We start from the raw sequence: 19,286 nt of genomic DNA on the forward strand, positions 1-19,286 counted from the left end.
TCGAGGTACTACCTTCTCCCTCACATCACTGATTGACCTCCACTCGCGTCTGCCTATTTTGACCGACAAAAGAGGGGGACAAGTCCTATGCGCGATTTCCAGATGCCGGGCCGCTCTGCGGTGATGGCGACAAACGGCATGTGTGCAACATCACACCCATTGGCAGCCCAAGCTGCTGTCGATGTACTCAAGCGGGGTGGCAATGCCGTTGACGCCGCGATTGCAGGGGCGGTTATTCTTGGACAAGCCGAACCGGCGATGACCGGGATCGGTGGCGATTGTTTCGCGCTGATTTCACCCGCGGGTGATGACGATGTCATCGCTGTCAACGGCTCGGGCCGCGCACCAGCGGCCGCCAAAGCTGATGATCTGCGCAACAGGGGCGAGGCCGCGGTCCCCCTTTATGGTCCCGAGGCAGTCACCATCCCCGGCGCGATGGATGCGTTCTGCACCATGTCGGAAAAATGGGGCCGACTTGGCATCGCCGACAGCCTCGCCCCGGCCATTGACTATATGGAAAACGGCTTGCCCGTCGCGGACCGCGTTGCGTGGGATTGGGAAACCAATGCGCACCTGCTGCAAGATCACGCTCGGACGCATTACCTGATGCAAGGCTCGACCCCGAAACGCGGTGAAGTGTTCCGCCTGCCGGGCAATGCCGAGGTGCTGCGCCGCGTCGCAAAGGACGGGCGCGATGGGTTTTATACCGGTGAAGTGGCCGACGATATGTTGGCAACGCTCAACGCGCTGGGCGGTGTGCACACCGCTGAGGATTTCGCCAATGCGGAAACCACCATCGGCGTCCCGATCAGCGGCACTTACCAAGGGCGCGAATTGCTCGAGCATCCGCCCAACGGCCAAGGCGCAACCGCGATCTTGCTGCTCAACATCCTGTCACAGTTCGACCTTGCCTCGCTTGATCCGTTCGGCGCAGAGCGGGCCCATATCGAGGCCGAAGCAACCAAGCTGGCCTATGATGCGCGCAACCGCTTTGTGGCTGATCCCGAACACATGACCAAGCTGGATCATATGCTGTCGATGGAGACAGCCCAAAAACTTGCAACCTTGATCAACCCGAAAAAAGCGATGGCCGGTCCTGCAGCGCTTAGCGAAGCGGTGCACAAAGACACGATCTACATCACCGTGGTCGACAAAGACCGCATGGTCGTGTCGTTGATCTATTCGGTGTTCCACAGCTTCGGGTCTGGGCTTGCGTCCGAAAAATTCGGTATCCTGCTACAGAACCGTGGTGCGGGCTTTACCCTGCAAGAAGGTCACGCCAACGAATACGGCGGGGGCAAGCGTCCCATGCACACGATCATTCCGGGCATCATTCGAGATTCCGGGCGGGTGGCGATGCCGTTCGGTGTGATGGGAGGACAGTATCAATCCTGCGGCCATGCACGTGCGATCACCAATATGACCGATTTTGGGCTCGATCCGCAGGCGGCGCTTGATGCACCGCGTTGTTTTGCTGAGAACGGCAAGCTGATGATGGAGCGTGGGTATTCAGACGCCGTACGCGCCGAATTGACCGAGATGGGCCACGAGGTGGAAACACCCGAGGTCGCCATCGGCGGGGCTCAGGCCATCCTGATCCATGAACATGGTGTTCTCGAAGGCGCGTCCGATCCTCGCAAGGACGGCTGTGCCATCGGCTACTGAAGATACCAATACAGCGCCCGGCTTTTCGAAAAGCCGGGCGAGATCTTTTGGAAGTTTGCCGCCTGGTCAGTAACTGTATTCGCTGTAAATCCGGCTTATATCGCCATTCCAATCGCCATTATAATGGTCGATCAGTTCATCGGCGAGCGTCTTGCCTGTCTCCACGCTTTCTTTAAGCGCGTTCAGGAAATGTGTCTCGTTCGGCACCAGGCCTCCGGCTCCGGGGCGGGCCCGAGCGACCAGACCAGCTTCGGAAATCTTCAACGCTTCACGCGCCAGATCGTGCATCTTAATCCCGTTCACCTCGGCCTGAAGCCCGTCTACCGAAGCGGCAACGCGCAAACCTTCGCGGGTCTCGGCATCCCAGTCCTTGACCAAATCCCACGCCGCATCCAGCGCGCCTTGATCGTATGTCAATCCGACCCAGAAAGCAGGCAGCGCACACAGACGCCGCCATGGGCCACCATCAGCACCGCGCATTTCGATGAACTTCTTGACCCGTGCTTCTGGGAAGATCGTTGTCAGGTGATCCGCCCAATCCGACAGTGTTGGTGTTTCGCCCGGCAACGCTGGCAACTCGCCCTTTAGAAAATCGCGGAACGATTGCCCCAGCGCGTCATGGTAGATCCCGTCGCGGTAGACAAAATACATTGGCACATCGAGCGCATATTGAACCCATGCTTCGAAACCAAAACCGTCTTCAAAGACAAATGGCAACATGCCCGTACGCGCATCGTCCAGATGACGCCAAACCCGGCCACGCCAGCTTTTGTGACCGTTCAGATTGTTCTCGAAAAACGGCGACGTTGCGAACAAGGCATTGGCCACTGGCTGCAACGCCAAAGCCACGCGCATCTTCTGCACCATGTCCGCTTCGGATGAAAAGTCGAGGTTTACCTGAACCGTACAGGTGCGCCGCATCATGGTCGTGCCAGCTGTGCCGACTTTCTCCATGTAGCTGTCCATCAGCTTGTACCGGCCTTTGGGCATCAGTGGCATGTCATCATGTGACCAGATCGGAGCCGCGCCCAGACCGATAAACCCAACACCGATCTTGTCCGAGATGTCCTTTACATCGCGCAAGTGATCGTTCACCTCGTCGCAGGTCTGGTGAATGGTCTCAAGCGGCGCGCCCGACAATTCCAGCTGGCCACCCGGCTCGAGCGAGATATTCGCTCCATCTTTTTCCAAACCAATAAGGTATTGGCCTTCGGTCACCGGCGACCAGCCATGCCCGTCGCGCAAGCCTTCGAGCACCGCAAGGATTGACCGCGTGCCTTCGTAGGGCAAGGGTTTCAAGCTGTCTTTGCAATAGCCGAACTTTTCATGTTCGGTGCCGATCCGCCAATCTTCTTTGGGCTTACAGCCCTCGGCGAGATACTGCGCCAACTGGTCTTGATGTTCGATGGGCCCGCCGCCGGATTGGGGTATGGACATGGCGCGTCTCCGGTCTGTCTGCTCTTGAATTGGCGTCAGCCTTGGGCTGAATTCATCGGGCTGTCAATGCAGGCGCGCAATGCGTTTCTCAAGGTCTGGTCTGCGCCAAAGCACAATTGGCGCAGTGCCCTCATGTTTCAAGGTCGACGCAACACGACCGGGGCTTAGGCCGGGCAGGCTCGAAAAGGCATCGAACAGCACATCTGCACCTTCCGCGTTGATCGGGACATGCAGCGCAGGACCACCTTCATGGGTGATAATCCAGTGGCGAGGGTGTTCGGTTGGATCAAGGCTGATTGAGGTCACCGCCTCAAGATCGACAAGCCCGCCATTCAACGGCCCGAAATATCCAATGCGCCGTTCCACGATTTGCACGACACCGGGGCCGCCCCCGCCCATGCGCGCCCGACCGCGTTGCACTCCGGCAAAAAGCAATATCGCGCCAATGATCAGGGCAAGATACCCGACCCAGGACAGCAGGCCCGGCGTCACGCCGAAACTCCAATACAAACCAAGCAACAGGATTGCTGCACCCACAAGCGCCTCGCGCCACCGCAAGAACATCGCGCGCACTTCTGGTCGGATAAAGCTCATGCCATATCCTCCTATGCGCCGCATCCGTTGACGGATACGTGCGTTACGGTTGACCGATATGCCGTCATGCCCAATCCCCCAACGTACTCTGCCAAACAGTCAGCGCCGCAACCGCGGCTGTATCGGCGCGCAAAATACGCGGCCCAAGGCTGATGGCAGAGGTGTGATCCATCGCCCGCAACCGTGTGCGCTCAGCGTCTGAAAATCCCCCCTCGGGACCAATCAAAATCGCCCACGGTCCTGGCGCGTCTGGCAACCGACCGCTCTCTCCAGCCAAAGCCTCATCGCAAAACGCGATGCTCCGGGCGGTGTTCCAATCGGACAACACTCGGTCCAACTTGGTCAGCTCTGCCACCTCGGGCACAAACACACCTCCGCATTGCTCAGCCGCTTCAATGGCATGTGCTTGCAGCCGGTCCTGCCGAATACGCTCGGAATTGGTGTATGCCGTTTGCACAGGAATGATGCGCCGCACGCCCATCTCAGCGGCCTTTTCGACTATGAAATCGGTGCGCGCCTTCTTGATTGGTGCGAACAGAAGCCAAAGGTCCGGAGGGGTCGATTGCGGCTGAGACTGTTCGCGGCAGACCAAAATGCCACCGCGCTTTCCCGCCTCGGCGACTTGGGCCTGCCATTCACCGTCGCGCCCGTTGAACAGCGCCACCAGACCGCCAACGCTCATGCGCATCACACCAAACAGGTAATGCGCCTGCTCCCGCGTCAGAGGAACCGGTTGTGCCGCCCCAAGCGGCTGCTCTACAAAAAGCCTGACTTTCGCACGCATTTTCGAACTCATGGAGCAACACATATGCCCGGCCCGCAGATTTCACCAGACCAGAGCGGTCAGGTTGCCGATGCCGTCACGGGCAATTGGGTCGACACATATGCGCCAGCATGGACCCGCCCCTATCTTCGGCTAAGCCGCGCGGACCGGCCCATTGGCACGTGGTTGCTTTACCTGCCCTGCGTCTGGGGCACGCTGCTTGCAATGTTTCATACGGGTGAAATGGGATTGTTCGACGCTTGGATCATCTTCGGGTGCGGCATCGGTGCCTTCCTGATGCGTGGTGCGGGTTGCACATGGAACGACATCACCGACCGTGATTTCGACGGATCGGTCGCACGCACTGCGTCCCGCCCCATTCCGTCAGGTCAGGTCAGCGCGAAACAGGCATTGGCATGGGCCGTGATCCAGTCACTGATCGCGTTTTGCATTCTTATCACGTTCCCACTGCAAGCCATCATTCTTGGGATCATCGCACTGGTGCCTGTTGCGATTTACCCGTTTGCCAAGCGGTTCACGTGGTGGCCGCAAGTGTTTTTGGGAATCGCCTTTAACTGGGGGGCGCTGCTTGCGTGGACCGCCCATACCGGCGAACTGCAATGGCCTGCGGTCTGCCTCTATCTGGCGGGCATGGCGTGGACACTCTTCTACGATACCATCTATGCCCATCAGGACAAAGAGGACGACGCCCTGATTGGCGTCAAATCAACGGCGCGCCTCTTTGGTGAAGAGACCCCGAAATACCTCGCTTGGTTCCTCGTGATCACTGTTTCGCTCATGGGTTTCGCCATCATCCTTGCCGCCCCCAGAGGCGAGATTTTTGCGCTTGTGATCGCGCTTGGCGGGCCTTGGGCAATGGGGTGGCACATGATGTGGCAAATGCGGCGGCTCAGCCTGGAGGACATGGACAGGTTGCTCCAACTCTTCCGCTCCAACCGCGATGCGGGGCTGATCCCTGTGCTGTTTTTTGCCATAGCGCTTTTCGTGTGATTGCACTCTCTGGCTCTGCGGCGTATCGCTTTGCCAACCATAACTGACGCGGAACGTGGATGCGCCTGTCTTCTGTCTTCATTCTCTTCTGTGCCTTCGCCAGTGCAGCAGTTCTCAGCATAGGCGCGGCTTGGGTCGCAGCAGGGGCCGTTGAGGAAAGCTCTGAACGTGCGATCCGCACGGAACTGGACCGCGATGCGCTTACCTGGGCCGATGTCGATACCAATGGATTGTTGGTGTTTCTGATCGGCACTGCCCCGACCGAAGCCGCCCGGTTTCAAGCGCTTAGCGCGGCAGGTCGCGTGGTCGACTCTGCCCGTGTGATCGACCAGATCGATATCATCGACAGCGACGGCATTGCGCCGCCCCGCTTTTCAATTGAACTCCTGCGCAACGATAGCGGGGTATCGATGATCGGTCTGTTGCCGTCTGACGTGGACCGCGAACAACTGGTCAAGGATATTCAGCGCGCCGTACCGGATGCGCCGTTGTCAGACCTTCTCGAAGTGGCAGACTACCCGATCCCCGATGGGTGGGACGACGCGATGGATTACGCCGTGTCAGTGTTGCGCACTCTAGATCGATCCAAAATTTCGATTGAAGCCGGCCAAGTTGCCATCCGAGGTGCTGTCAAAAACGAAGACACCCGCCGTCAGGTCGAGGCCGATCTGGCCCGCCGTGCAGGCGATGATCTGCGACTGGCACTCGAGATCACCGCACCACGTCCGGTGATTTCACCCTTCACGCTGCGGTTTATCAAAGATGCCGACGGCGCGCGCTTTGATGCCTGCGCCGCCCCGACGGTAGAAGACCGCACAGAAATCCTTGCGGCCGCATCAGCCGCCGGTCTTGATGGCAAGGTGGACTGCCGCCTTGGCCTCGGTACTCCGACCAATGAATGGGGGGCCGCATCTGCCATGGGCATTCGTGCAATAGACCGCTTGGGTGGCGGCACAATCACTTTCGCAGATGCCGATGTTGCCCTGTTCGCGCTGGAAGGCACCGAACAATCCTTGTTTGACCGTGTTGTTGGCGAATTGGAAAACGGTCTGCCAGGTGTCTTCGTTGTTAATGCCACGCTTCCCAAACCACCCGAAGATGCGCCAGAAGGCATCCCTGAATTCACCGCCACCCGCAGCCCCGAAGGCGACGTGCAACTGCGGGGCCGCATCAATAGCGAAATCGCCCGTCAAACTGCCGACAGCTTTGCCCGTGCCGCGTTCGGTTCGGCCACTGTGCGTACCACCGCGCGGGTCGATGACACGCTGCCCGCCAATTGGTCAAACCGCGTTTTGGCTGGGCTTGAGGCGCTGTCACGGCTTTCGAACGGTGCGATTCTGGTCACGCCCGACGGGCTGACCATCTCGGGCAATACGGGCGACCAAAACGCCAGCTCCGAAATTGCCGGTCTTTTGGCCGACAAGCTGGGTGAAACAGAAGACTTCGAAATCGACGTCGTCTATCAGGAAAAACTTGATCCGCTCTTGGGCATCCCCACCCCAGAAGAATGCGAAGCCCAGATCGTCGAGATCATTGGTGACCGCAAAATTACCTTTGAACCGGGGTCGGCCACCCTTGATGCTGCAACCCGCGATATCATGGATGAAATCGCTGAATTGCTGCAGCTCTGTGGCGACATTCCCCTTGTCATCGCCGGTCATACTGACAGCCAGGGGCGTGAAGTCATGAACCAGCAACTTAGCCAGGAACGGGCACAAGCGGTCGTTAATGCGCTCAGGGATCGGCGCGTGCTGACATCCAGCTATGAGGTCCGCGGCTACGGCGAAGAACAACCCATCGCCACCAACGACACCGAAGAAGGCCGCGAGGCCAATCGCCGGATCGAATTCAAGCTGCGCCGCCCCGAACCGGTGCCCGAGACAGAAACAACACTGGAAAGCGTTGAAGAATCCGTCCCAACAGACGAAACATCACAAACCGACGGCGCTGAGGGAACAGGCGATGGACAGGACTGAGTTTGTCATCACAACGGCGATCATTCTATTCGTGGCATTCTGCCTCGGATGGTTCGCCAATTGGCTCGTGCACCGCTTCACCCGTGTGAGTCAGGCGGATATGGATCAGCTCGAGCGTATGAGTCAGGAACTCCACGAAGCCGAAGAAACCCGCGATCAGGCGATCACCTATCTTCAGCAGCGCGAAGCCGAATTGACGAACCAGTTGGCCCAGACCGAGGCCGAGCTTTCTGCCGCCATGGAAGGTTTGCGTGATGCCCGTCACGAAGCTGAAGAAATGCGCGTCTACGTGGAACGCATGAGCGCAAGCTAACCGCGAGTGTTACGCAACTCTGTGCACGATCACCTGAAATTCCTCATTTTCTGTGGGCGGTGCGTAGGCTTTTGTGAATTGCCGGAACTGTGCATCGGTCACCTTAAACGGATGTTCGTCACCCGCGTTGCGTGCGTGCAGACGCGCCAGACATAGGTCATCCGACGCGTCCAGGACATGCAGTCGGTGATCCGCGCCCGCGGCTTCAAAGAGACCGCGCATCCACAAGCGGGACGCAATGGTGTTGGCATGCCCATCCAAAACCACCGAAACACCGGCCTTTAGCATCGACGTGATATGTGGCCCTAGAACGTGGCGCAGCTTGTCGGAGCATCGAACAAAATCCGCTCCGGTGGACATTTGATCGCCAAAAAGTGTGTGAAGCCATGCGTCCTCTGAAATCACCACTGTACCAGGCTGATGTCCCAATTCTGCTGCCAGTGTTGATTTCCCGGCGGCGATTTTCCCGCAGACCATATGCAGCGTTGGCGTGTGATCAGACATCCGCGCCTCCTTCTTTTCGTATCATCAAATCGCACGACCCAAGACGGCAGGGGCGTGCATAGATGCCTGCCGTTGTTTTTTGAACACGTCCTTCTGCTCACTTGTCCGGCAATGGAATGAACTCTGCATCGTCACCCGTCGGCAGTTGGAACCGCCCGGTCTCCCAATCGCCAGCGCGCCAAGCCTCTTTGGCCTCTTCGATCCGCTCTTTTGACGACGCGACAAAGTTCCACCAGATGTATCGTGGGCCTTCAAGGGTTTCGCCGCCCAAAAGCATGACCCGCGCACCCATTGGGCCGGCTTTTAGGGATACATGGTCGCCGGGCCGAAACACCATCATCTGCCCCGCCTCATAGGTCTCGCCCGCCACGATCACGGCGCCGTCCACAACATAAACGCCCCGGTCTTCATGGTTGTCAGGCAATGGAATTGCAGAACCCGGCTGCAAGATCGCATCTGCATAGAACATCTCGGACGCTGTCTTGACCGGGGCACGGTCGCCCCACGCGTCGCCAAGAACCAGACGCACCGATTTGCCTTCCCCCTCAAGCAGGGGCAACGCATCGGCAGGCGCATGTTCAAATTCAGGTGCTCGATCTTCGTGGTCTTTGGGCAATGCAACCCATGTTTGGATCCCGAAAAACGGCATCGGATCCACCTGTGTGGCATCATCCGTGCGCTCGGAATGCGTAATGCCATGTCCGGCCACCATCCAGTTGACCGCGCCGGGTTCAATCCACGCATCGGTGCCAAGACTGTCGCGGTGATGCATCCGACCCCGGAACAGATACGAGATTGTCGCCAAGCCAATATGCGGATGTGGCCGCACATCCATGCCCCGCGTCGGCAGAAATTCAGCGGGTCCCATTTGATCGAAGAAAATGAACGGTCCGACCATCTGGCGCTTTGGCGCTGGCAGCGCGCGGCGGACTTCAAACCCACCCAGATCACGGGCGCGAGGAATGATGATCGTGTCGATTGCATCCACCTCATCTCCGGTTGGGCAATGCGGATCAAGGGCAGGGTTCCAGCTCATCGGTACACTCCTTTTTCGATATGTCATCACAAGATACTAGCATTGCATAATCGCGCAATAATTACTCCTGGCGCAGTTTTTGCGCGCAAATGCACATGAGATTGAAAGCTGCTTTGTTAACAAAACCTTAAAGGGTCCGGTCCGGCCCCAATGTTTCGCGCGCGAAACAATAGGACCAGAATGGACCTATTTCTTGCGCTTGCGTGATCGCTGCTTGCGCAGGCTGCTGCGACCTCGGGCATGAAACTCGGGCGGGCGTTTCGCTACCCACTGAAAAAATGTTGCTAGGTGTGTATGTGCGCGCAATGCGTCAGGTGTGTTGAACTCCCGTGCCAACTCGGCTTCTGTCAGCGTAGCATGGATTTCCTGATGGCAGATGTGATGCACAAGGATCGTCGGCCCGCCTTTGCCGCCCTTCAGCTTAGGGATCAGGTGATGCTGGCTTTGCTTCACGCCCGCCGGAATGGGACGCAAACATAACGGGCAAATCGGTTCAGGATCAGTCACGGTGAAAGCTCTCCAATGCGCGAGGCTTGTGCTGGCGCGTGGCTCAAGGCATTTAGCTGCTACACACCGATGAATTTTCAAGGGATGAGTCATGGACTGGGACCTGTCTTCGCAACCGCCCATCGTCCAGAATGCGGCTGATTTCGCCCAGCAAGGCTACGAGATTGCTTTGGGGTGGCTCTTGTCACCTGCGGCATGGTCCCAATTTGCGATCCTGATCGTGTCCTATCTTGCGGCTGTCTTTTTGGCACGGCGCGTGCGCAAGCCGCTGCTTCGCCTGCTGACCCCAGCCGAAGACAGCGCGAGCATCCTGTCCAAGGTCCGGCGCTTTGCCTTGTTGTTTGTGCCGTTGCTGATGCCGATTTTCGCCTACGCACTTGCCGGGATCGGCGAGCAGGTGATCCGTTCAGTTTTTGGGTCTGGCACCGTGATTGCGTTCGGCAAACGCCTGTTCCTATTCCTTGCCGCGCGGATCGTGGTGCGCAGCATCATAACCGACCCGTTCCTGAAACTGTTGGGCCGGTACGTTCTCTTGCCGGTCATGTTGCTCTACGCGTTTGGCCTATTGGACCTATTAACCGAACGGTTGAACGCCACGATGGTTTCGCTGGGAAACATCTCGTTCTCGGTGATGTCACTTTTGAACGGCGTGATTTCGGGCGCGATCCTGTTCTGGCTGGGCCGTTGGTCCAACGACCAGTCGGCGTCCTACATCAACAGACAAGAAGAAATGCGCCCCGCCACGCGTCAGCTTGCAGCCAAGGCGGCAGAGCTTCTGATCTTTGGGATCGCCTTCATCCTGTTAATGAATATCATGGGCGTCCCTCTGACCTCGCTTGCCGTTCTCGGTGGTGCGATTGGTGTGGGGCTTGGTTTTGGTCTTCAGAAAATCGCGTCCAACTACATCTCTGGTGTGATCCTGTTGCTTGAAGGTCAGGCGACGGTGGGTGACTACGTCGAGTTGGACAATGGTGAAGCGGGCACCATCATCAAAACGACTGCCCGTGCAATGATCCTTGAGACTTTCGATGGTCGCTGGATTGTTGTGCCCAACGAGGACTTTATCACAACCCGCGTCATCAATTATTCCGACCAAGGCAGCGCCAATCGGATCGAGGTGGACTTCTCGGTCAGCTATGACACCGATATCAATCTGGTTCCCGACATCATCGCCAAGGCTGTGGCCAAACACCCCGGAGTGCTGAACGAACCAGAACCGCCAGATGTTGAACTGCGCGGATTTGGGGACAGCGGCATCGACTTTGGGGTCGAATTTTGGGTGAACGGCATCGATGATGGCAAGAACAAGTATGCGTCGGATGTGCTATTCCTGATCTGGAACGCGCTGAAGGAACACAACATCGAAATCCCATACCCGCATCGTGTTGTTGAACTGCGCAACGCACCTTCGGCAGAGTGACCGACGCGCTGGTCATCGGCGGCGGGCCAGCCGGTTTGATGGCGGCAGAGGCGCTGTTGACGGCTGGTCGCACAGTCACTTTGGTCGAGGCGAAGCCGTCCATTGGCCGCAAGTTCCTGATGGCGGGAAAGTCTGGTTTGAACCTGACAAATATGCAGCCATTCGGCCCGTTTCTGGCGTCCTACGGTAACGGCCTAAACCCGACGATGCGTGCATGCCTCAAAGCATTCGGGCCCGAAGAGGTGCGGGCTTGGACCGAAGGCTTGGGCCAGACCACATTCACCGGCTCAACCGGACGGTTGTTTCCGCAGGTGATGAAGGCCTCTCCTCTCTTGCGCGCGTGGCTGGAGAGGTTGGACAGTCTGGGACTAGAGAGACACACACGTTGGCGGTGGGTCGAATGGGAAAAGAACATCCATCATTTCAATACGCCTGAAGGCACGCGGGTTCTGACCCCCCGGGTAACCGTCTTTGCTTTGGGCGGTGCAAGCTGGGCAAGATTGGGATCGGACGGTTTATGGGCCGAGCGTTTCGCAGAGAACGGGATCGCCGTGTCACCGTTTCAGCCCTCCAATGCCGGGCTTGATGTGAACTGGACTGATCACATGGCCAAGCACTATGGCGCGCCGCTTAAAGGCATCGCGCTAAGCGCTGGCACCCAGGTGTCGCGCGGCGAAGTCGTGATCTCGAAACGTGGGTTGGAAGGGGGCGGTATTTACCCGCTGGCCCCGTCGCTCCGTGAGGGTGCGTCGCTGAGCTTGGACCTTTTGCCGGACCTGTCCGTGGGTATAGTGACTGACCGTTTATTGAAACCCAAAGGTAAGGCGAGCCTGTCGAACCACTTGCGGCGGGTGCTCAAACTGTCGCCGGCCGCACAAGCGATCTTGCGGGAATTTACCAATCCTCTGCCGGACGATCTGGCCGTTCTGGCGCAGGTCATCAAGGCAGTGCCGATCCGCCATGCAGGGTTGCGTCCGATGGATGAGGCGATCTCGACCGCAGGGGGGGTGTCCTTTGATGCTTTGGATGACACGCTGATGCTTAAGAATCGACCGGGGACGTTTTGCGCAGGTGAGATGCTCGACTGGGATGCGCCGACCGGCGGCTATCTATTGACTGCATGTTTCGCCACCGGGTTTTGGGCTGGGCGCCATGCAGCCGAGTATGATCGGCCGTGACGTGACGTTGGGGCGTGACACGTCAACTTTGTGCGTGTCAGGTGACAGCAACGGAGGAGTTCTGCCATGACTACGTACCCGCACATGTTGTCCCCGCTCGACCTTGGGTTCACGACGCTGAAGAACCGCGTGCTGATGGGGTCGATGCATACCAACCTTGAAAAGACCGGCGACAGGAACCGGGTGGCCGAATTCTATGCAACACGCGCGCGGGGCGGGGTGGCGTTGATGGTGACTGGCGGCATGGCGCCTAACCGCGAAGGTGGTGTTTTTCCGGGGGCGTCGGGGCTGTTCACAGATCAGGACATCGCGAACCATCGCATTGTGACCGACCGCGTTCACGAGGCCGACGGCAAGATCGCTATGCAGATCCTGCATGCGGGGCGCTATGCCTATGGCAAGGAATGTGTTGCCCCGTCTGCGGTCAAATCTCCTATCTCACCATTTCCGCCGATCGAGTTGGATGAAGCAGGCATTGAAAAGCAAATCTCGGACATCGTGACCGCTGCGAAACGCGCCCAAGAGGCCGGATATGACGGCGTCGAGGTAATGGGGTCGGAGGGGTATTTCCTGAACCAGTTTCTTGTCACGCATACCAACAAGCGTACGGATCGCTGGGGTGGGTCGTACGAAAACCGGATGCGCCTGCCCGTCGAAGTGGTGCGCCGCGTGCGCGCCGCGGTGGGGGCGGAGTTCATCGTGATCTACCGGTTGTCGATGATCGACCTGGTGCCAAATGGATCGACTCATGACGAGGTGGTGCAGCTTGCGCAGGAGATCGAAAAGGCCGGGGCGACGATCATCAATACCGGCATCGGCTGGCACGAGGCGCGGATTCCGACGATTGCCACCAGCGTGCCGCGTGCTGCATTTGCATGGGTCACGAAAAAGCTGATGGGAAAAGTGGGGATTCCGGTGATCACGTCGAACCGGATCAACACACCCGAGGTGGCGGAAGAGGTCCTCTCAACCGGTTGTGCCGATATGGTGAGCATGGCGCGACCGTTCTTGGCTGATCCGGATTTCGTTGCGAAAGCGGCAACCGGTAAGGCGGCGCAGATCGCGCCGTGTATTGCCTGCAATCAGGCGTGTCTGGATCATACGTTCCAGATGAAAATCTCGTCCTGCCTCGTGAATCCGAAGGCGTGTTTTGAGACCGAGTTGACGGTTGAACCAACCATTAATGCAAAGAACGTTGCGGTGGTGGGGGCTGGGCCTGCGGGTTTGGCGGCGGCGATTACTGCTGCAGAACGTGGGCATCAGGTGACGCTGTTCGACCAAGCCGAAGAGATCGGCGGTCAGCTGAACATGGCCAAGCAGGTTCCGGGCAAGGAAGAGTTTTGGGGGCTGGTGGATTGGTATCGCACCATGCTTAACGAGACCGGCGTAACACTGGCTTTGGGACAAATGGCGACGTCTGATGATTTGACCAGCTTTGACGAGGTGGTCATTGCGACAGGTGTTCTGCCGCGTGATCCAGAGATTCCAGGTCAGGACGGACCGAACGTGGTTGGCTATGTTGATGTGCTGCGTGGCAAGGTCGCGGTCGGCAAACGGGTGGCCGTGGTTGGTGCCGGGGGCATTGGGTTTGATGTGTCGGAATACCTTGTGCACGAAGGCGAAAGCCCAACCGAGAACCTGCCCGAGTGGATGAAGGAATGGGGTGTCACCGATCCGGCGGATCAACGGTCTGGTCTGGCCGCGGAGGGTGCACAACCTAGCCCGCCTGCGCGTCAGGTGACGCTGCTTCAGCGCAAAGCAGAAAAGCCAGGCAAGCGCCTCGGTAAGACCACGGGCTGGATTCACCGCATGGGCCTGATGATGAAAGATGTGCAGATGAAGGCCGGTGTGAATTACGAGCGCATCGACGCGGATGGCTTGCACATCTCTTATGGTGAGGGGCGCGAACGGCCTGAGTTGATTGCCTGCGATACTGTAGTTTTGTGTGCGGGGCAGGTGTCTGAACGGTCCTTGGCGGATGCATTGGAGGCCAAAGGCGTGTCCTGTCACGTGATTGGAGGTGCCGATGTGGCGGCTGAACTGGATGCCAAGCGGGCGATTGACCAGGGCACACGGCTTGCAGCGACGCTGTAAGGAACGGCTATACAGGTCGGTGCGTTGAATACTCAGACGGCGGGGCACGGGGCCCCGCGTGAACATTCAACACATCAGGAGGCTTATCATGCCTGCAATTAATGACGCAAAAATCCTACTCATTTCGACCCATGGCTTTGAGCAATCGGAGCTTGAATTTCCGCGTGACCAACTGCGGGCCAAAGGTGCCACGCTGCACGTAGCGACACCGGATGGTGGTGCGATCAAGGGTTGGGAAGGAAGCGATTGGGGGCGCGAAGCCGAGGCCGATGCCAAAATCGCGGATGTGTCGGCAGACGATTATGACGCGTTGGTTATTCCCGGTGGTCAGATCAATCCCGACCTGCTGCGGGTCGATCAAGATGCGCTAAAGCTCGTGCGCAGTTTCTATGATCAAGGCAAGACGATTGCCGCTGTGTGCCATGCGCCTTGGGTGTTGATCGAGGCTGGAATCCTTAAGGGGCGCGATGCGACGTCGTACCATTCAATCAAGACAGATGTGATCAATGCCGGAGCAAACTGGAAAGATGCAGAGGTTGTTGTTGATCAGGCCATCGTGACAAGTCGCCAGCCAGATGACCTTAAGGCGTTTGTGTCCAAGATCGTGGAAGAGATCGAAGAAGGCAAACATGTGCGCCAAGCCGCGTGACGTGACAGGCGGAGTTAGAGTTGGAAAAGCCGGGCTTGAGCGCCCGGCTTTTTGTCATTCAGTGACCGTGATCGTGATCACGTCGCTGACCACGGGTGGGTCATGTGGGACGTGGAACTGATCGCCCAGTACAAGCTGCATGGTGTATTCGCCCGGAGCGAGATCGTAAGTGGCCTGCGTTTGACCGCCGCCGTAGTGGATATGGTTTTCATCTGACGGAATGCCGTTCGCAATAAGCTCTTCATCCTCTGCTCCATCGCCAAAAGGCGCGCGATTGATGAACATGTGATGGTGGCCTGTGCCCTCTTTATCGATCCCGGCGGGGGCGACGCCCATTCCGCTTAAGCCAAAAACCACGGTCACTGGCGATTGCACGCTTGCGCCGTTTTCAAGGTTCACCATGTAAACCTCGGCCCCAGGGGTCGAGGGTGTATCGCCTGCAAAGGCCAATGTTGCAGTGGCCAAAGCCAGTGTTGTTCCAAGTAAAATGTGTTTCATAAATTATCCTCCCAAAGCAAAGCGGCCGACACTGAGATGTGTACCACTTGCTCCATTGAAGTAGGATTAATGTGTCGAAGGGCAAAATCACCATTTTCTGAGATGTGTTGATAAACATGGATTTTTCCCTGTCTCGCTGTTTCCGAACAAACGACATTGCCAAAGAAAACCCAGATATTGTCTGCGGAGCGCCCAAGTCGCGCCCGATTTTATGGTCATTGGTAGGTCAACGAAACACGAGGAAAACGTATGGACCGTCTTACCGAAATGGAGGCCTTTGCCACGGTTGTGGATCAAGGTGGCTTTACCGACGCGGCCAAGAAGATGGGCATTTCCAAGTCTGCTGTGTCCAAGCATGTTTCAAGTCTTGAAGCGCGACTTGGTGCACGGCTTTTGAATCGGACAACGCGGCGCGTCAGCCCGACCGAGATTGGCCTTGCCTATTACGACCGTGCCCGTCGGGTGCTGAACGATGCCGGAGAGGCGGATGCGCTGGTCACGTCGATGCAATCTGCACCGTCGGGCCTATTGCGGATCAGCGTTGCAACCGACTTCGGGGTTAATCACCTGTCTCCAGTTTTGGGTGATTTCCTTGCGGATTTCCCGGATATCACTGTGAATATGGTGTTGAACAACCGGTATGTTGAACTGATCTCAGAAGGGTTCGACATGGCGGTGCGTATCGGTGAGTTGGAAGACAGCACATTGCGCGCTCGCAAGCTGACCGAAACCACCAAGCGCATGATCGCAGCGCCGGGGTACTTCGAAAAGTATGGACGCCCGCGGCGGATCGACGATCTGAACGAACACAAGCTTTTGCACTATTCGAACCAGTCGAGTGGCAATGTCTGGAAAGTCACTGCACCGTCGGGTGAGAAACGCCAGATTCGCACAGCGGGTTGGCTTTCGGTCAATGACGGACAGTCGTTGTTGAATGCATGTGTGGCAGGGCTGGGCATCGCGTACCTGCCGTCGTTCCTTTACGCAGACGCGATGGAGCAAGGGTTGGTCGAGGATGCGATTCCCGATCTTCCGATCGACACGCAGGGCATCTATGCGGTCTATCCTCCGGGCCGGTTCACCCAACCCAAGGTGCGGGCGTTTATCGACTTCCTGGTACACCAGTTCGCGGACAAAGGTCCGAAGGACTGGTAATAATATCCTCCCTCGTCTGTTCGCAGGCCACCTTGACGCCCCGGAAGCCATAGCCGGGGCGTTTTTTCGTGTCGGTTTCCGGGTTGCGACCGGGGGCTGGCGCGGGCAGTGTCTGGCGACCTGATCACCCGCCGGAGCTATGCCATGCCCTTTACCCTTGCCACCTGGAATATCAATTCGGTTCGTCTGCGCGAAGGGCTGGTGGCCAAGCTCATGGCCGAAGAAGGGCCGGATGTTCTGTGCCTGCAAGAGTGCAAAAGCCCGGTCGACAAGATCCCGCTAGAGCAGTTTCAGGCGCTGGGTTATGGCCACATGGTCGCCCGGGGGCAGAAAGGGTACAATGGTGTTGCCATTCTGTCGAAGCTACCGATCGAGGATATGGGCGACCAGGATTTCGCGTCGCTTGGGCACGCACGCCATGTTGCGGGGCGGCTGGAAAACGGGGTTACGATCCACAACTTTTATGTGCCTGCAGGCGGCGATGTGCCGGACCGGGAGGTGAACGAGAAGTTTGGTCAAAAGCTTGATTACCTAACCGACATGCGGGATTGGTTTCACACTGAGCGGCCGGAAAAGGCTATTTTGGTGGGGGATCTGAACATCGCGCCGCGTGAGGATGATGTGTGGTCACACAAACAGTTGCTTAAGGTGGTTAGCCATACCCCCATTGAGGTTGAGCATTTCGGTGAAACGCAGGATGCTGGTGGTTGGGTAGATGTGACACGGCAGGATATTCCCGATGGGTTACTGTATTCCTGGTGGAGTTATCGGGCCAAGGATTGGGATGCTGCGGATAAAGGTCGACGATTAGACCATGTCTGGGCAACGCCGGATATTTCGAATGCTGCGCATAGCAGCCGCGTTCTGCGCGACGCGCGCGGTTGGGAAAAGCCCAGCGATCATGCACCCGTATTTGCGACGTTCGATCTTTGAGCCTGATTGTATGATGTTGTGAGGGTCCCTTTTCTCAGAGTCATAGCTGCCATACTGCTCGTCATATCTGCGAGCCAGGTACCTGCGCAAACCTGTCCTGACTTTTATCGATTTGTCGATTTTGGTCTGAAAGGAAGTGATGGAGGGGTCTATCGCGGTGGCCCAACATTTCGCGCTGAGGGGTTCGGCGGACAAGCGTTATTGCTGGCATCTCAGACTGCGTGTCTGGACGTTCAGGATGTTGCTAAAGACGGGCGCGGCAATCCTATCCCGGTGGTGACGCGCATTGCCTATGATCCCGAAGAGACAGGCATTGATCTAACAGAACTGTATGTTGGCGTGGCTGAAGACATTGAAGCGCTGGCCGAAAACAATGCGCGCCTGCATCGCGACTGGCAGAGTGAATCGGATGCAGAGCTGACGCGTGGGCCAAATTTCCTGTGTGTACGTTCCGGCACTTTGGGCGAGATCAGTTGCCAATTGGAATCCCCGTATCCGGGCAAAGCCGCGTTGGTGGTTTATTGTGATGCTCGGGACTGTACGATGCCTGTGATGGCTATCAGCGACCGATTGCACGCAATTGCACGTTGGGACCCTGCGGAGTCTCTGATGAATGACCCACATACCTTGGGTGCGTCTATCTTGGACAAGGTGCAGAGCATCCACGATTTCCTAGAGCCGCTGTCGTCTGATCTTTAGGCGCCGTTTGCTAATGCTCAGGCGCGCATATTTAGCAGTGCTTTGCGGCGGCGGGACACGGTTTCCCTCTGATCTTGCGCGCGACCGACACGAAAGCTGCGAGCGACGAAGTCGATATGGTCTGCGGCTGTATCAGAGGCTTGCTCTGGTTTGCCTCGGATGATCGCATCAGCAATGGCTTTGTGCTGTTCAAGCAGCATCTCGCCTGTGCCGTCAATCGAGCGAAGGAAGTCGCGGTTGTAGAACACATTCCGCGCCATCAATTGGTAGATCGCGCCCATAGTGTGTACCATCAGCGAGTTGTGGCTCGCATCGACGATGGCCGCGTGAAACCGCACGTCAGCATCGCGAGAGGCGTCTGCATCGCCGTCTTTGTGGGCGTGTTCCAGTTCCGTGATCAGCGTTTTAAGTGCCTCACGGTCTTCTGCGGTGGCGCGTTCGGCGGCGAGCATGGCGGCAAAGCTTTCCTGTTCGCGGCGGAATTCGAGGTAGTCTTCGAAGGCGGTCACATGGCGCGCATAGAGATCGACCAGCGCAGGCGACATGGCTGAGCCAACAAGCGGCGCAACAAAATTGCCTTCGCCGTGACGTATGATGATCAACCCGTTCTCTTCGAGCCGTTTGAGTGCTTCACGCACTTTGGGACGAGAGACTTTCATCTCTTCCGAAAGCGCGCGTTCCGAAGGGAGGCGGGTGCCGTCCTTGAGCACACCTGACACGACGAGTTCTTCGATGTGGTGAACGATGGTGTCGGCGACTGATTTGTGGCCGACCGGCCCAAAGAGGCTTGCGACAGAATTCGGCATTGGGTTTCCCAAGGTTGCGACTGCTTCAGTGGTAAAATAAGTAATCCT

General features: G+C 57.6%; 19 protein-coding genes. 11 read left to right on the plus strand and 8 right to left on the minus strand.

Annotation, left to right across the window (positions count from 1 at the left end; all coding sequences use genetic code 11):
* Positions 1-87: 87 nt before the first annotated feature.
* The gene (gene ggt / locus ACTG4M_RS07925; RefSeq protein ID WP_439123108.1) at positions 88-1,665 is read left to right on the plus strand and encodes a gamma-glutamyltransferase; all 1,578 of its coding nucleotides are present in this window, start codon (positions 88-90) and stop codon (positions 1,663-1,665) included.
* A 66-nt stretch (positions 1,666-1,731) separates the two neighbouring features.
* Here ggt and ACTG4M_RS07930 read toward each other — a convergent pair whose 3' ends face one another.
* The 3 genes from ACTG4M_RS07930 to ACTG4M_RS07940 form a co-directional block, all read right to left on the minus strand.
* A complete protein-coding gene (locus tag ACTG4M_RS07930; RefSeq protein WP_439123109.1) occupies positions 1,732-3,102 on the minus strand; it encodes a glutamate--cysteine ligase in 1,371 nt (456 codons plus the stop codon).
* A gap of 63 nt (positions 3,103-3,165) precedes the next feature.
* On the minus strand, positions 3,166-3,696 hold the full coding sequence (locus ACTG4M_RS07935) for a hypothetical protein (protein ID WP_439123110.1): 531 nt from the start codon (positions 3,694-3,696) through the stop codon (positions 3,166-3,168).
* Between the two features lie 64 nt (positions 3,697-3,760).
* The gene (locus tag ACTG4M_RS07940) at positions 3,761-4,480 is read right to left on the minus strand and encodes a 16S rRNA (uracil(1498)-N(3))-methyltransferase (RefSeq protein WP_439123126.1); all 720 of its coding nucleotides are present in this window, start codon (positions 4,478-4,480) and stop codon (positions 3,761-3,763) included.
* Between the two features lie 24 nt (positions 4,481-4,504).
* On the opposite strand from ACTG4M_RS07940, the gene ubiA reads away from it, so the two are divergent.
* From ubiA to ACTG4M_RS07955, 3 genes are read left to right on the plus strand one after another with little or no spacing between them, the layout of a single operon-like run.
* Positions 4,505-5,470 carry a 4-hydroxybenzoate octaprenyltransferase gene (ubiA, locus tag ACTG4M_RS07945; protein WP_439123111.1) on the plus strand — a complete coding sequence of 322 codons (966 nt, stop codon included), beginning with the start codon at positions 4,505-4,507 and terminating at the stop codon, positions 5,468-5,470.
* Between the two features lie 59 nt (positions 5,471-5,529).
* Entirely contained in the window at positions 5,530-7,446 is a 1,917-nt protein-coding gene (locus ACTG4M_RS07950) for an OmpA family protein (RefSeq protein ID WP_439123112.1), read from the plus strand.
* On the plus strand, positions 7,433-7,759 hold the full coding sequence (locus tag ACTG4M_RS07955) for a hypothetical protein (RefSeq protein ID WP_439123113.1): 327 nt from the start codon (positions 7,433-7,435) through the stop codon (positions 7,757-7,759). Before ACTG4M_RS07950 ends, ACTG4M_RS07955 begins: the two co-directional genes overlap by 14 nt.
* Positions 7,760-7,768: 9 nt before the next feature.
* Here ACTG4M_RS07955 and ACTG4M_RS07960 read toward each other — a convergent pair whose 3' ends face one another.
* From ACTG4M_RS07960 to ACTG4M_RS07970, 3 genes are all read right to left on the minus strand, one after another.
* Positions 7,769-8,263, minus strand: a complete 495-nt coding sequence (locus ACTG4M_RS07960) for an AAA family ATPase (protein WP_439123114.1) — start codon at positions 8,261-8,263, stop codon at positions 7,769-7,771.
* Between the two features lie 97 nt (positions 8,264-8,360).
* Positions 8,361-9,299 (minus strand): pirin family protein, encoded by a 939-nt coding sequence (locus ACTG4M_RS07965; RefSeq protein WP_439123115.1) that lies wholly within the window; start codon positions 9,297-9,299, stop codon positions 8,361-8,363.
* A 186-nt stretch (positions 9,300-9,485) separates the two neighbouring features.
* Positions 9,486-9,806: an HNH endonuclease gene (locus tag ACTG4M_RS07970; protein WP_439123116.1), complete on the minus strand. Its 321-nt coding sequence runs from the start codon at positions 9,804-9,806 to the stop codon at positions 9,486-9,488.
* Positions 9,807-9,897: 91 nt separating this feature from the next.
* Here ACTG4M_RS07970 and ACTG4M_RS07975 point away from each other — a divergent pair, with 91 nt between their 5' ends.
* From ACTG4M_RS07975 to ACTG4M_RS07990, 4 genes are all read left to right on the plus strand, one after another.
* Positions 9,898-11,226 carry a mechanosensitive ion channel family protein gene (locus tag ACTG4M_RS07975; RefSeq protein ID WP_439123117.1) on the plus strand — a complete coding sequence of 443 codons (1,329 nt, stop codon included), beginning with the start codon at positions 9,898-9,900 and terminating at the stop codon, positions 11,224-11,226.
* Positions 11,223-12,404: a TIGR03862 family flavoprotein gene (locus ACTG4M_RS07980; protein ID WP_439123118.1), complete on the plus strand. Its 1,182-nt coding sequence runs from the start codon at positions 11,223-11,225 to the stop codon at positions 12,402-12,404. Before ACTG4M_RS07975 ends, ACTG4M_RS07980 begins: the two co-directional genes overlap by 4 nt.
* 66 nt (positions 12,405-12,470) lie before the next feature.
* A complete protein-coding gene (locus tag ACTG4M_RS07985) occupies positions 12,471-14,498 on the plus strand; it encodes an FAD-dependent oxidoreductase (RefSeq protein ID WP_439123119.1) in 2,028 nt (675 codons plus the stop codon).
* A gap of 88 nt (positions 14,499-14,586) precedes the next feature.
* Positions 14,587-15,147, plus strand: a complete 561-nt coding sequence (locus ACTG4M_RS07990) for a type 1 glutamine amidotransferase domain-containing protein (protein WP_439123120.1) — start codon at positions 14,587-14,589, stop codon at positions 15,145-15,147.
* A gap of 54 nt (positions 15,148-15,201) precedes the next feature.
* Here the strand turns inward: ACTG4M_RS07990 and ACTG4M_RS07995 are convergent, their stop codons facing one another.
* Positions 15,202-15,645, minus strand: coding sequence for a DUF4399 domain-containing protein (locus tag ACTG4M_RS07995; protein ID WP_439123121.1), 444 nt, complete (start codon positions 15,643-15,645; stop codon positions 15,202-15,204).
* Between the two features lie 249 nt (positions 15,646-15,894).
* Here ACTG4M_RS07995 and ACTG4M_RS08000 point away from each other — a divergent pair, with 249 nt between their 5' ends.
* The 3 genes from ACTG4M_RS08000 to ACTG4M_RS08010 all read left to right on the plus strand — a co-directional run bounded on the left by ACTG4M_RS08000 (position 15,895) and on the right by ACTG4M_RS08010 (position 18,432).
* Entirely contained in the window at positions 15,895-16,800 is a 906-nt protein-coding gene (locus ACTG4M_RS08000; protein WP_439123122.1) for a LysR family transcriptional regulator, read from the plus strand.
* A 144-nt stretch (positions 16,801-16,944) separates the two neighbouring features.
* On the plus strand, positions 16,945-17,733 hold the full coding sequence (locus tag ACTG4M_RS08005) for an exodeoxyribonuclease III (RefSeq protein ID WP_439123127.1): 789 nt from the start codon (positions 16,945-16,947) through the stop codon (positions 17,731-17,733).
* 201 nt (positions 17,734-17,934) lie between these two features.
* Positions 17,935-18,432 carry a hypothetical protein gene (locus ACTG4M_RS08010; protein ID WP_439123123.1) on the plus strand — a complete coding sequence of 166 codons (498 nt, stop codon included), beginning with the start codon at positions 17,935-17,937 and terminating at the stop codon, positions 18,430-18,432.
* Positions 18,433-18,449: 17 nt separating this feature from the next.
* Here the strand turns inward: ACTG4M_RS08010 and ACTG4M_RS08015 are convergent.
* Positions 18,450-19,286: FadR/GntR family transcriptional regulator (locus ACTG4M_RS08015; RefSeq protein WP_439123124.1), on the minus strand; the 837-nt coding region annotated here is incomplete at its 5' end.

Origin of the sequence: Marivita sp. (assembly GCF_965656765.1) — a bacterium.
Classification (GTDB): Bacteria; Pseudomonadota; Alphaproteobacteria; order Rhodobacterales; family Rhodobacteraceae; genus Marivita.

Bases quoted from the DNA above. Each gene is read 5' to 3' on its own strand.
- ACTG4M_RS07935 (WP_439123110.1), bottom strand. From the start codon at position 3,696: ATGAGCTTTATCCGACCAGAAGTGCGCGCGATGTTCTTGCGGTGGCGC.
- ACTG4M_RS08000 (WP_439123122.1), top strand. From the start codon at position 15,895: ATGGACCGTCTTACCGAAATGGAGGCCTTTGCCACGGTTGTGGATCAA.
- ACTG4M_RS07995 (WP_439123121.1), bottom strand. From the start codon at position 15,645: ATGAAACACATTTTACTTGGAACAACACTGGCTTTGGCCACTGCAACA.
- ACTG4M_RS07940 (WP_439123126.1), bottom strand. From the start codon at position 4,480: ATGCGTGCGAAAGTCAGGCTTTTTGTAGAGCAGCCGCTTGGGGCGGCA.
- ACTG4M_RS07990 (WP_439123120.1), top strand. From the start codon at position 14,587: ATGCCTGCAATTAATGACGCAAAAATCCTACTCATTTCGACCCATGGC.
- ACTG4M_RS07975 (WP_439123117.1), top strand. From the start codon at position 9,898: ATGGACTGGGACCTGTCTTCGCAACCGCCCATCGTCCAGAATGCGGCT.
- ACTG4M_RS07955 (WP_439123113.1), top strand. From the start codon at position 7,433: ATGGACAGGACTGAGTTTGTCATCACAACGGCGATCATTCTATTCGTG.
- ACTG4M_RS07950 (WP_439123112.1), top strand. From the start codon at position 5,530: ATGCGCCTGTCTTCTGTCTTCATTCTCTTCTGTGCCTTCGCCAGTGCA.
- ggt (WP_439123108.1), top strand. From the start codon at position 88: ATGCGCGATTTCCAGATGCCGGGCCGCTCTGCGGTGATGGCGACAAAC.
- ACTG4M_RS08005 (WP_439123127.1), top strand. From the start codon at position 16,945: ATGCCCTTTACCCTTGCCACCTGGAATATCAATTCGGTTCGTCTGCGC.
- ACTG4M_RS07960 (WP_439123114.1), bottom strand. From the start codon at position 8,263: ATGTCTGATCACACGCCAACGCTGCATATGGTCTGCGGGAAAATCGCC.
- ACTG4M_RS07985 (WP_439123119.1), top strand. From the start codon at position 12,471: ATGACTACGTACCCGCACATGTTGTCCCCGCTCGACCTTGGGTTCACG.
- ACTG4M_RS07930 (WP_439123109.1), bottom strand. From the start codon at position 3,102: ATGTCCATACCCCAATCCGGCGGCGGGCCCATCGAACATCAAGACCAG.
- ACTG4M_RS07965 (WP_439123115.1), bottom strand. From the start codon at position 9,299: ATGAGCTGGAACCCTGCCCTTGATCCGCATTGCCCAACCGGAGATGAG.
- ubiA (WP_439123111.1), top strand. From the start codon at position 4,505: ATGCCCGGCCCGCAGATTTCACCAGACCAGAGCGGTCAGGTTGCCGAT.